The 11,876-nt window shown below is 71.7% G+C and carries 11 protein-coding genes; 5 read left to right on the forward strand and 6 right to left on the reverse strand.

Annotated features, from left to right (window positions below):
• Positions 1 to 22 precede the first annotated feature (22 nt).
• Positions 23 to 1,672, forward strand: coding sequence for an ATP-binding protein (locus D7Y04_RS25140; protein ID WP_121760930.1), 1,650 nt, complete (start codon positions 23 to 25; stop codon positions 1,670 to 1,672).
• A gap of 77 nt (positions 1,673 to 1,749) precedes the next feature.
• On the opposite strand, the gene D7Y04_RS25145 is transcribed toward D7Y04_RS25140, so the two are convergent.
• A complete protein-coding gene (locus D7Y04_RS25145) occupies positions 1,750 to 3,810 on the reverse strand; it encodes an MXAN_5187 family protein (protein ID WP_121760931.1) in 2,061 nt (686 codons plus the stop codon).
• Between the two features lie 156 nt (positions 3,811 to 3,966).
• Positions 3,967 to 4,326 carry a ribosome hibernation-promoting factor, HPF/YfiA family gene (gene hpf / locus D7Y04_RS25150; RefSeq protein WP_120580510.1) on the reverse strand — a complete coding sequence of 120 codons (360 nt, stop codon included), beginning with the start codon at positions 4,324 to 4,326 and terminating at the stop codon, positions 3,967 to 3,969.
• Positions 4,327 to 4,485: 159 nt separating this feature from the next.
• Between hpf and D7Y04_RS25155 the strand changes: the two genes are divergently transcribed.
• Positions 4,486 to 4,848 (forward strand): response regulator, encoded by a 363-nt coding sequence (locus D7Y04_RS25155; protein ID WP_014395148.1) that lies wholly within the window; start codon positions 4,486 to 4,488, stop codon positions 4,846 to 4,848.
• 77 nt (positions 4,849 to 4,925) lie between these two features.
• Positions 4,926 to 5,390 carry a hypothetical protein gene (locus tag D7Y04_RS25160; RefSeq protein ID WP_121760932.1) on the forward strand — a complete coding sequence of 155 codons (465 nt, stop codon included), beginning with the start codon at positions 4,926 to 4,928 and terminating at the stop codon, positions 5,388 to 5,390.
• Positions 5,391 to 5,403: 13 nt separating this feature from the next.
• Here the strand turns inward: D7Y04_RS25160 and D7Y04_RS25165 are convergent, their stop codons facing one another.
• On the reverse strand, positions 5,404 to 6,360 hold the full coding sequence (locus D7Y04_RS25165) for an N-acetylmuramoyl-L-alanine amidase-like domain-containing protein (protein ID WP_217277957.1): 957 nt from the start codon (positions 6,358 to 6,360) through the stop codon (positions 5,404 to 5,406).
• A gap of 2 nt (positions 6,361 to 6,362) precedes the next feature.
• On the reverse strand, positions 6,363 to 7,346 hold the full coding sequence (locus D7Y04_RS25170; RefSeq protein ID WP_233597410.1) for a HEAT repeat domain-containing protein: 984 nt from the start codon (positions 7,344 to 7,346) through the stop codon (positions 6,363 to 6,365).
• 158 nt (positions 7,347 to 7,504) lie between these two features.
• Between D7Y04_RS25170 and D7Y04_RS25175 the strand changes: the two genes are divergently transcribed.
• A complete protein-coding gene (locus D7Y04_RS25175) occupies positions 7,505 to 7,822 on the forward strand; it encodes a DUF4398 domain-containing protein (protein WP_043321207.1) in 318 nt (105 codons plus the stop codon).
• Positions 7,823 to 7,839: 17 nt separating this feature from the next.
• Complete coding sequence (locus D7Y04_RS25180; protein WP_121760933.1) at positions 7,840 to 9,267, forward strand: OmpA family protein; 1,428 nt, start codon at positions 7,840 to 7,842, stop codon at positions 9,265 to 9,267.
• Positions 9,268 to 9,537: 270 nt separating this feature from the next.
• On the opposite strand, the gene truD is transcribed toward D7Y04_RS25180, so the two are convergent.
• Complete coding sequence (truD, locus tag D7Y04_RS25185; protein WP_120580758.1) at positions 9,538 to 10,560, reverse strand: tRNA pseudouridine(13) synthase TruD; 1,023 nt, start codon at positions 10,558 to 10,560, stop codon at positions 9,538 to 9,540.
• Positions 10,557 to 11,876, reverse strand: coding sequence for a DUF4388 domain-containing protein (locus tag D7Y04_RS25190; protein ID WP_120600054.1), 1,320 nt, complete (start codon positions 11,874 to 11,876; stop codon positions 10,557 to 10,559). The genes truD and D7Y04_RS25190 overlap by 4 nt, the downstream gene beginning before the upstream one ends.

Raw genomic sequence — 11,876 nt, forward strand, 5'->3', positions numbered from 1 at the left:
CCCCCAGGAAGGACCGGCCCGCATGCGCCTGAGGACCCGGCTCGCGCTCGCCTTCGCCCTGCTCGCGCTGGTGCCGCTGGCGGTCGTCGTTCCCCTGACGCTGACGCGCCTGCGCGACACGCTGTCGCGCGAGCTCGACGCGCGAATGACGGCCGCCACCGCCTCCGCGCAGGAGTCCCTGGAGCGCTCCGCCGCCAACGCGCGCCGCGCCGTCGAGGAACTGGTGGAGAGCCCCGCCATGGAGGACCTCGTGCGCGACGCGCGCACCGCCCCCCTGCGCGTCATCCAGGCCAACACCGCCGAGGGCCTGATGAAGAGCCGCGGCCTCACCGTGCTCACGCTCTTCGACCGCAACGGCACCGTGCTGTCCTCCGGCCACCTGCCCGCCCGGCGCGGCGACCCGGACCCCGCCCTCTTCGCCGTGACGAAGGAGAAGTCCCCCAGGCCCGTGACCGTGCGCGTGGACGTGCGGGGTGACGCGGGCTTGCGCCAGGTCCCCGCGCTCGTCACCGCGCGCCCCGTGGACTACGGCGACGTGCGCCTGTGGGCCGTGGGCGGCGTGGTGCTGGACGACGGCCTGGCCCAGCACCTGGCCCGCCTCACCCAATCCGACGTGACGCTCCTGTCCGGCGGCGCCCAGGTCGCGCACGCCGGCAGCGCGGCCCCGCCCACCGTGGAGCAGCTACTGCCGCTGGGCAACGCGGCCTCCGTGCGCCTCACCTTCAGCCGCGCCGCGGCACGCGAAGCCGAGGAGGGCGTCATGCGCGCGTTCCTCCTCCTCGCCGGCCTGGGCCTGGGCTTCGCGGCGCTCCTGGGCCTGCTGGTGTCGCGCTGGATGACGCGCCCCGTGGAGGCCCTCACCTCCGGCGCCCGCCGCGTGGCGGAAGGCGCGCTGGACGTCCAGGTGACGGCCCGCGCCACCGGAGAGGTGGGCGAGCTCGTCCGGACGTTCAACCACATGACGTCCGAGCTGAAGAACACCACCGAGCGCCTGATGGCCACCGAGCGCATCGCCGCGTGGCAGGAGGTCGCCCGGAGGCTGGCGCACGAAATCAAGAACCCCCTCACGCCCATCCGCATGTCGCTGGAGACGCTGATGGCCGCGCACGAGGCGCGCCACCCCAGCTTCCCCAACCTCTTCAAGGAGAGCGCGCGAGTGGTGCTGGAGGAGGTGGAGCGGCTGCGGCGCATCGTGGACGAGTTCAGCCGCTTCGCGCGCCTGCCCAAGCCCCAGCTCGCCCCGGTGGACCTGGGCGAGCTGACCCAGAGCGTCCTGTCGCTGTACGCCGCGCCCCCCGAAGGCATCCAGATGGTCCCCACGCTCCAGACGGGCGTGGTGGCCCGCGCGGACCGCGACCAACTCACCCAGGTGCTCGTCAACCTGGTGAAGAACGCGGAAGAAGCGATGACGGGCAAGGGCGGCGCGCTGCGCGTGCGAGTGAAGGGCACCGACGCGGACGCCATCGTCGAGGTGGAGGACGAAGGCCCCGGCATCCCCCTGGAGCACCGCGCCCGCATCTTCGAGCCCTACTTCACCACCAAGGACGGCGGCACCGGCCTGGGGCTCGCCATCGCCGCGCGCATCCTCCAGGAGCACGGCGGCCGCCTGGAAGTCGGCGGAGAGCCGGGCCAGGGCGCCCGCTTCAGCGTCGTGCTCCCCCGCGCGAGCTGAGCCCCCCACGCAAGAAGGCCCGGCACCTCGTGAAAGAGGTCCCGGGCCTTCGGGCACCACACGGTGGAGCGCGGCCGTCAGTCCTTGACGGGCGTCGCCTTGAGGGCGGCCTTGCCCTCCTTCACGTAGACCTGGAAGCGCACCGTCTTGCACGCGTACTTCGTGACGAGCTGCTCCTTGTTCTTGCGCAGCTTCTGCACGAACTTGTCGTACGTCAGGCCGTCCGCCTGCTCACCGCAGCGCTCGCGCGTGGTGACGAACTCGCGGAAGACGTCCTGGAAGTGCTGCTCCTCCGACAGCGCCGCGGCCGCCGCGCCGTTGACGCCCGGCATGGGCAGCGGCACCGCGTTGGAGCGCGGAGCCGGCATCGGGATGGCCTCCGACGTGGGCCGGGTGCTGGCCTGGAGCAGTTCGCGCGGAATCGCCGCCACGCGCGTCGTCTCCGGGGACTCCGGATCCGAGGACTGCGCCGCCGCCAGCGCGAACGGATTGGCCGCCTGCTGGAGCGAGTACGCCGCCGTGGGCTGATCCTCGAAGGCGAACGCGGCGTGGCGCGGCGCCGCCGGAGCAAGGGGCTCGGCCGACGGGACCGGCTGATCGAAGGGCATCGCGCCGCCATGCGCGTACGCCGGAGGCGGCGCGAACGACTCCGCGGCCGGCGGCGGATAGGCCGCGGGCGGAGACGGGAACGGGAACGACTCCACCCCGGCGAACGGATCCGCCAGCGGAGCGGCGGCCGGAGGCGGCATCGCGAACGGAGCGGCGGCCGGAGGCGGCATCGCGAACGGATCCGCGGCCGGAGCCGGAGTGCCCGGGAAGGGGAACGCGTCCCCGAACGGATCCGCGGCAGCAGCGGCCGGCGGAGCGACCGAGGCGAACGGATTGGACAGGGGCTCCGAGTGAGCGGCCGACCCGAACGGGTTGGACAGGGGCTCCGAGTGAGCGGCCGACCCGAACGGATCCGCGGCAGCAGCGGCCACGGGCGCCACGGCGGCCGGAGCCGGCGGCGACGTGTTGGCCACGGGCTGCGCGGCGGGCGCGGACTGCTGCGCGGCCATCGCCGCGCCCCAGCCCAGCGTGTCCGAACCGCCCGACACGGTCTCCTCGCCGGAGTCCTTCTTGCTCCCGCCCATCAGCGCCGTCCACACCAGGCTCAGCACGAACAGGCCCGCGAGCGCGAGCAGCGCGGTGTGCTGGTACGCGGCCAGCGGAGCCAGCGTCGCCGCCGTGCCCGCGAGGACCACGACTTCATACGGAGTGCCCGTCAGCGCCTGGCGCGAGCCCACGAACAGCGGCGCCTGGCCGCCCATCGCGTCGCCACTCGTGAAGGCGGGCAGTTGCACCGGGCCCAGCGCCTGGAGCGAACCCGACTCCAGCACCGTGTCCTTCGCCCCCACCGTCAGCCGGGGCAGCGAGCCCTCCAGCCGCGCCTTCTCCGCGCCAACGCCACCCACCACCTTGTCGCCGCCCTGCACGAGCCCCACCGCGGCCGCGCCGGACGCATCCAGCGCACCCTGCAGCGCGGCATCCGCGGCCAGGGGCACGCCCACCACCAGCGTCACCGCCGGAGCAGGAGTCCCCTCACCGCTCCACGCGAGCGGCACGGACGTGAACACATGCGGCGCCCCGAAGGCGTCCACCACGGACGTGCCCGCCTTGGCGAGCGCCGCGACATCCAACGCCGCGGTGTCCGAGGAAGGCTCGGCGCCCGCGCGCGCGTGGAAGACCACGTCGCCGGCCACGACCGCCACCACCGCGCCCTGGAGCTCCTTGGGCAGACCGGCTTCCGCGGCGGTGCGCAGCGCGCCGAAGCGCTCCGCGGTGAGCGGCAACAATCCGGCCGTCTCGTCCGCGTCCTTCGAACCGTAGCGGTCGCGCGGAGACTTCGGAGCGGGCGCGGGAGTCAGCGCGCGCACGGCGGCGGCCATCTGGGGGCTGCCGGCGAGCTTGAGCGCCAGGGATTGCACTTCCGCGCGACGTGCATCCACGCGACGCGCGACCTCGCCGGTACCCGACGCGGCCTGGAGTGACGCACCTTCCACCGCGCGCGCACGCTGAGGCGCCGACAGCGTCGGGAGGTGAGCCAGGCCCAGTCCGAGGACCAGGAGTGCGAACAGCAGGAACTTGAGGCGGACCATCGCCGTCCTTTAGCCCAGGGGTGAGGGGTCCGCTTATAGCGTCCACCGTTCGACCCCAGCAAGGAACTGGCCCGAAGGAACCCGGGGGCCGTATGCCTGACTGGCATCCGGAATTCCCGGGCCCTTCGTTCTGTCACACCCGCTACAACCGGCCGCCTAGTAGTTCGTCGCGTCCGCGTTCAGGTCGTACGGCAGGCCGTTCGTCTTGACCTGGCGGCGGCGCTCCAGCGCGCGCTTGATGGCCTTCTCCAGGCGGTCACGCGTTGCGTCGATGGCCTGGAACAACGTCTCCGACGTCTCCGTCACGTGCACGGATTCCATTCCAGGCATGCGCACCGTGACCCGGCACTCCTTGTCCACGCCTCCCTTGGGCCCGTTGATGTCCACGAGCGCGATTTCGATCTCCGACGCCTCGTCCTCGGCGAACCGTTCGATATGCGCCACCAGATGCGTGTCCACGTACTGCTTCAGGTTGTCCGTCAGCCCCAGATGTACTCCCCGCAGCTGCACCTTCATGGATTCACCTCCGGGCACAAACATGGGCAGTCCCCCGCCCGCCCGTGAGGGGCTTTCGCAAGCCTTCCCGCCTGCCCTCCCCCGAAGCAGCCAGCCGGACGTCACCGCGCCCGGGACACGATGGACGAATCCCGCGCGGCACCGGGTTGCTCTAGTCGCATGGATGGCGAGCGAATCAAGGTCCTGCTGGTCGAGGACGACGGGGACAGCCGCGAGCTCCTGGCGGAGCTCCTGGAGGACGACTTCGAGGTCACCACCGCGTCGGACGGGGTGGCGGGCCTGAAGGCGTTCGAGGCCACACACCCCGACGTCGTCGTGACAGATGAATCCCTGCCCGGAATGAACGGCACGGAGCTGGCGCAGCAGGTGAAGGAGCGCGAGCCCAGGGCCCGCGTCGTCCTGGTCTCCGGCTACGCGCAGGTGGAGGGCGCGGACTACTGCGATGCCGTGTTGCGCAAGCCCATCGACGTGGAGCGCCTGAGCCGCATGGTGGGCGAGCTGGGAGACGCGGCACGGCACTGACGGAAATTCGCGCGGCGCACAGCCTGCCATCCGCGCGAGCCGTTCCTAACATTCCAGCCATCGCCCAGGAGGGCCCCATGAGGTACTGCGCACGGTGTGGCTCGGAGTATCAAGACAGTGTCGTGGACTGCACGGATTGCCCCAACCACCCACCGCTCGTGTCCGCGGAGGAGATGCACGAGCGGGGGCTGCCCCTGCCTCATGAGCTGGATCAACGCCGCTTCGTGAGGGCGGGCGTCGCGGACGATCCCGTGACGGCCCAGGTCTTCGTGGACGTGCTGGACGAGCACCGCATCCCGCTCATCGTGCGCCCCGGCCGCTCGGGCGTGGTGGACGAGCTGACCACGGGCAACCTGCTGCCCTGGTGGGAACTCCTGGTACCGGACACCGAGCAGGTCCGCGCCGCGCTGCTCCTGGAGGAGGATAGAATCCAGACGCGCGTCTACGGGGACGAGGCCGGCCGCGCGGCGGAGGAAGAGGAGCTCGAGGACGAGCGGGCTCGCCAGGCGTCGACCGACAACAGCGCACCCCCGGCGTACTAGCGGCCCACCGCCGTCAGGGCGAGCCCACGTCCGCGCTGCCTTGAGCGGGCGCGGGCTGGGACGCGAGCGTGGCGGGCGGACGCCGGGCCTCGAAGAGGCTTACGCCCGTCACCCTCCACTTGTCGTAGCGCGCGTTGCGGGCGAGGAACGTCTCCAGGTCCTCGTCCACCACGCGGTTGTAGCCGCCCCTGGACGCGTGGCGCAGGTACGTGCGCTTCTTCTTCTGCACCACGAAGCCCAGGTGGGTGATGCGCGTGGCCTTCAGCGGCAGGTCCTCGCGCATCACGACGAGGATGGTGCCGGAGGCCACGCCACGCGCGTGCTCGAGCACCTTGTCCAACGGAATCATGTCCAGGGTGAAGGTGCCCACGGGCTGGCGTTCGCTGGGCAGCTGCAGCGCCATGGACGACTTCGACTGCCAGGTGCGCGCGGTGAGCGTCTTGGTGACGGAGACGGTGTCCGCCTTCGCGTACCTGCGCGTCACGTCCACCAGCAGGCCCTTCTTGATGTTGTTGGGCAGCCACTGCGCTTCCATCAGGTGGTTGCGGTCCTCGTAGGTGGGCGTGCTCGCGTAGCGGATCCGCTCCAGCAGCGCCGGCACCTCCGGCTCGCCGCGCGCCAGGCCCAGGGCCAGCGACTCCTCCACGAAGGTGAGGCAGTCCACCGCGTCCAGGCGGAAGGTGGGGTCGGGGTCCACGCCCTGCCCTTCGCCCAGCGGCGACAGGACATAGGGCGTGTTGAGGAACTTCTCGCTCATGCCCAGCAGGCGCTCCGCCAGCGGGGACTCGGCCTTGTCGGAGATGAGGGCCGCGCGCTGCTCGGGTGTAAGCACGCTCCAGCCGTTCTCCCGCACGGGCAGAGCCACCGCCGGTTGCGCCGACGTGGGCACCGCGCGCGCAGGGGGCACCGGAGTCGGGGCCTGCTTCACGGGAGCCTGGGACAGGAGCGCGAGCGCGCACACACCCCACATGCTCACGGCGCCACCCCGGCCTTGCGCAGGATGGCCTTGCGGCGGTCGTCCGCGAGCTGGAGCGTCTCCAGCTCCTTCTCGTAGACGAGCTTCTCCTCACCCTTGGCGTTCCACGACGCGAGCACCAGCCAGTCCAGCGACGCGGCATCGCCGCCCTGGTGCAGCAGGCGCGCGGCGGTGGCGGCCAGGGTGCGGTCCGCGTCATTCAAGAGCGGCGACAGCACGGGGCTGGCCTTCTTCGCCGGCACGCCCTCGAAGAGCACCAGCCCCTGGCGGCGCACGAACTTGTCCGTGTTGCCCAGGAGCTTCTGCGCGAAGGCGAAGCCCTCCGGGGCGCCCAGCCGGCACAGGCCCCGGGCCGCGGCGAAGCGCGTGCTCTCCGAATCGCTGTCCAGGTACGTCTTGAGCGCGGCCTTCTGCTTCGCGTCACCGGTGGCGCCCGCGGCCTCCAGCAGCGCCGCGCGGACCTCCAGCTCCTGCTCGTCCTTGGCGGCGGCCATCAGCGGCTTGCCCATCTTCGGGTTCTTGGACGCGCCCAGGGCCCGCGCGGCCTCGCGGCGCACGCCGCTGCTCTTGTCCTGGAGGAGCGGCAGCACGGCGGCGGTGTTGCGGCTGCCCAGCCGGGCCAGCCCCTGTGCCGCGTACATGCGCACGGTGCTGTCGCCATCCGACGCCAGCTTCGCCAGCGTGGACTCACCCGTGCGCGCGCCCAGCGACGCCAGCAGCGCCACGAGGTTGCGGCGGGTGCGCTCCTCGTACGTGGTGCGCAAGAGCGGGCCAATCTCCTCGGCGGCGTAGGCCTCCTGGCGCAGGAAGCGCAGGCGCGACGTGGCGGGAGGCACGGGGGCACCGTTGGCCACCTGGGCGAGCACGGTGTCCGCCTCCGCGCGGCCCTGGGCCTTCTTGGACGCGGCCCCAGGGCCAGCGAGGCCGGTCAGGGGCAACAGCAGCACGACGAGCAGGGCACGGACGGACGGTGGACGCACAGGGGCGGAACGATGGCAAGCACGGCCCCCGCCGTCAAAGTCCACCCCTCCGCCCGGCCCCCTGCTTCACGCCAACCGCCCGATTCTTGACCCCCCCGGAGGCGATTGATACGACCGGCGACCAGTCTGTCTCCGCTCTGTCGACCGAGGCCCCCGTGATGACGAAGCAGTCGCTCCTGTTGGCGTTCGCGGGCGTGCTGACCGCATGTGGCCCCGTGAAGTCCACGTCCAACATCCTCGACGCAGAAGTGCAGATCCAGGCCGCGCGCACCGCGGGGGCGGAGAAGGAAGCCCCCTACGAGTGGACGGCCGCCAACCTCTACCTGCAGAAGGCGCGGGAGGAGGTCGGCTATTCGGATTACCAGGCCGGTGTGGACTTCGCCGTGAAGGCCTCGCGCTTCGCCAACGAGGCGCGGGAGAAGGCCATGTCCGCGGCCAACAGCGGCGACTCCCAGGGCCGCCCCCAGAACCCGTGACGCCCGAGCGCTCTCCGATGAAGCGTCTGACCCAGTCCGCGCTTTTCACCCTGCTCCTCGCCTCCCTCTCCTGCGTCAGCGGCAACAAGATCCGCGCTGACACGGAGGTGCTCACCGCCGACGTGGAGCGCGCCCGCCGTGGCGGTGCCCTGCGCTGCGCGCCCGCGGAGCTGGCCGCCGCGGAGGCCAACCTCGACTTCGCCCGCGGAGAACTCAGCCAGGGCAACAGCTCGCGCGCCGCCCAGCACGTGCGCGACGCCGACACCGCGGTGAAGCGCGCCCTGGAGCTTTCCAAGAACTGCGGCCCGCGCCAGGTGCTGGTGCGCGACCGTCCGGAGACGCCGCAGGCGCAGCCGGAACAGCCCCAGCAGCCCACCCAGCCCCAGCAGCAGGTGGTGGTGAGCATCGAGGAGACGGACAGCGACGGCGACGGCGTCCTCGACAAGGACGACCCCTGCCCCGAGCAGGCCGAGGACGTGGACGGCTTCCAGGACCAGGACGGCTGCCCGGACCCGGACAACGACGGGGACGGCGTGCTGGACGCGCAGGACAAGTGCCCGCTCATCCCCGGCGTGGCGGAGAACAACGGCTGCCCGCCGGAGGCCCCCAAGGACCGCGACGGCGACGGCATCCTCGACAACGTGGACAAGTGCCCGGACCAGCCCGAGGACAAGGACGGCTTCGAGGACGAGGACGGCTGCCCGGAGATGGACAACGACCTGGACGGCATCGTGGACGGCACGGACAAGTGCCCCAACGAGCCGGGTCCGCTGCAGAACCTGGGCTGCCCCATCGTGGACAAGGACGGGGACGGCATCAACGACGACAAGGACAAGTGCCCGGACGAGCCGGAGGACAAGGACGGCTACCAGGACGACGACGGCTGCCCGGACCTGGACAACGACAGCGACGGCGTGCCGGACGCGCAGGACAAGTGCCCGAACGAGTCCGGCCCGCAGGAGAACGCCGGCTGCCCGGATCCGGACCGCGACGGCGACGGCGTGGTGGACCGCCTGGACGCGTGCCCTGACGACCCGGGTGTGAAGGAGGAGCGCGGGTGCGCCAAGCAGTACAAGATGGTCATCGTCAAGAAGGACCGGATTGAGATCAAGAAGCAGATCCTCTTCGGCACCGGCTCCGCGAAGATCATCGGCAAGCAGAGCACCACCATCCTGGATGAGGTGGCGCAGGCGCTGAAGGACGCACCGTGGATCCGCAAGATGCGCATCGAGGGCCACACCGACTCGATGGGCAACGACACGGCGAACCTGAAGTTGTCCCAGAAGCGCGCCGACGCGGTGATGGCGCAGTTGCTCAAGCGAGGCATCGACCCGGGCCGCATGGAGGCCGTGGGCTTCGGTGAGACGAAGCCCGTGGCGCCCAACAACACGAAGGCGGGCCGCGCGCTCAACCGCCGCACGGAGTTCAACGTCGTCCGGCAGTGACGTGACGCCAAACCCCGCTCCGTTCAAGACGGAGCGGGACAAGCAGTTCCCTACGCGCCTCCCCGGGCCTCACGCTCAGGGAGGCGCGGTCGTTTCGGGGCACGAAGCAGCGCCAGGACGCAGCGTCCCTCACGCTCTTCCGCGCGGGCACATCGCGAGCACGAGGCAGCCGTCCAGCGCCGCTCTCGTGTACGCCGGGGCCGCAGCCGTCCTTGGGTAGCGCGTGCGGCACGTGGGTGGCGAAACGCCGCTCCCTCACGTGCCGGCGCCTCAGCCGTCCTTGAGCAGCTCGTGCAGCACTTCGGTGGCGTAGGCGCCGCGCGGCAGCTCGAACGTGAGCAGCGCGTCCTCGCCGTCCTCCGTGAGCTCCGGCGCACCCAGCCGCACGCGGTACGGCCGGCGCGTGCCTTCCGTCTCGTCGCCGCCGCGCAGGAAGTCGCTCGGCGTGACGCCCGCGTCCACGAGCAGCCGCGCCTCGAACTCCGCCACCTCACCCTTCGAGGCGGTCATTTTCGGGCCGAACATCGGACCCGCCGGGCTCACCTCGAACGAGGCGACGCGCGGACCGTCCACGTCCGGCGCCTCGCACACGAAGAGGCCGCCCGTCTCCTCCTTGCGCAGCACGTCGCCCAGGAGCGCCGTGGCGAAGGTGCCCGCGGTGAGCCGCTCGGCCAGCGCCTGGTTGAAGAGGCGCGACTGGAAGGCGGACAGGTACAGCTTGCGCTGGAAGCGGTCCGGCCGCTTCGGCAGCCGCTGCCCCAGGAGGAGCATCCGGCCCAGGTCCGCGTTGTCCCCGGCCCGCCCGAAGCGCTGCTCCCCGAAGTAGTTGGGCACGCCCTGCGCGGACAGCCGGGAGAAGGACTCCCGCGCCGCCCCCAGGTCCTGCACGCCGCGCAGCCGCAGCCGGAAGCGGTTTCCCTTCAGGTGCCCGGTGCGCAGCTTGTTGCCGTGCCGCTTCACCTCCAGCACGCGCACACCGTCCAGCGCGAACTCCGGCACACGGGCCTCCGCGTTCGCGGGCACGGACAGCCACTGGCGCGTCACCGCCTGCCGGTCCTTCATGCCGGCGGAGCCGATGTCGTCCTCGCGCACGCCCAGCGCGGTCGCCAGCGCGCGCACCACCTCGCGCGTGTCCCGGCCGCGCTTCTCCACCCAGAGGTACAGGTGCGTGCCCTCTCCGGACGGCAGGTACGCGGGCAACTCCTCCACCTCGAAGTCATCGGGGGTGAGCTTGAACGCGCCGCCGCACCCGGGCACGCCCGCGGTCAGCCTCGGAAATCCAGTGTCCGTCACGGTGCCTCGAGCGTGGCCAGAAGTTCCTTCACCCGGCGGGCCAGGTCCTCGTCCGCGCGCGACTCCAACAGCTCCCCCGCCTGGAACAGCAGGAAGAACATCACGTCGCTCAGCGCCTGGCGGAACGAGGCCAGCGGCTCACTGCCCAGGTGGGCGCGGTGCTTGTCGAAGGCCTCCATCAACCGGCCCTCCGGCAGGCTCCCGTCCGCCGCGAACGCCAGCCCCTCCAGCACCGGCGACGAGGACAGCGCCTGGTTGGACAGCGCCGCGTTGGCCGCCGCGATGAACTCGCGGTCCATGCCGGAGCGGGCCACCTCGTCGCGGATCTCCCGGAAGATGAAGTTGAAGACGCGCGCCACCGGCCGGGCATCCACCGGAGCCACCGCGCGCACCGGCGGACGCACGCGCGGCGCAACCGTCTTCTCCGGCACCACGGCCGAGGCGGGAGCCCCCGCCGGCTTGTCCGTCAGCCCCGCGAAGCCGCCCTCCAGCAGGCGGAAGACGACCTTGGTGACGTCGAACTCGGACAGCCGCGCCGCGTGCCCCAGCTCCAGCACCGTGCGCCGCCCGTCCAGCATCGTCAGCACGCGGTCCTCGTCCTCCTCCAGCTTTCCGTCGGACGGACGCTTGCGCGCCACGTACATGCGGCCATGGGGGATGCGCTTCCGGAAGTGCGCCATCTCGTCGATCTTCCGGATGCTGTCCATCAGCAGGCTCTGCGTGGACAACTGGAGGGAGTGGCCCATCTTCTCGTCCAGCGGCTGGTCGATGAGGAAGAACGACCCCTCGCGGCACAGCACGATGGCGTGGAAGATCTCACTCACCTGGTGCGTGACGCACTTGAAGAGGTCGTGCGCCTGGAGCACGCCCTTCTCCACCATCGCCCGGCCCAGCTTGGACGCCGACTGCTCGCGCAGCGCCGCCTCCACCTGCGCACGGTCCGCGTAGCCCAGCCGCACCAGCACCTCGCCCAGCCGGTCCGCGGGCTCCTCGGAGGTGGCGCCGCGCACCTCGCCCTCGCGCAGCGTGAGCGACCGCTCGCCGCCCGGCGTGTGCACGCGGATGATGCCGCTCCAGCGCGACTGGCTGAGGAACGCGATGAGGTCCGACAGGGGGAACCCACCCGCGTCCCCCGAAAGCACCACGCGCGGCGTGGGGATGGAGCCCCCTTCCGGCGGCGTGCGGGAGAACACCAGCAGGTCGGGCGCGGTGGGCATCAGCGCGTACGTCCCCGAGCGTCCCGCGAGCGCGGGGATGCCGGTGCGGTCCTCGGGGACCAACATCGCGGCGCCATCGATGCGGAAGCGTTGGCTCAT

It is taken from the genome of Corallococcus sp. AB038B (genome assembly GCF_003668955.1).
Lineage (GTDB): Bacteria > Myxococcota > Myxococcia > Myxococcales > Myxococcaceae > Corallococcus > Corallococcus exiguus.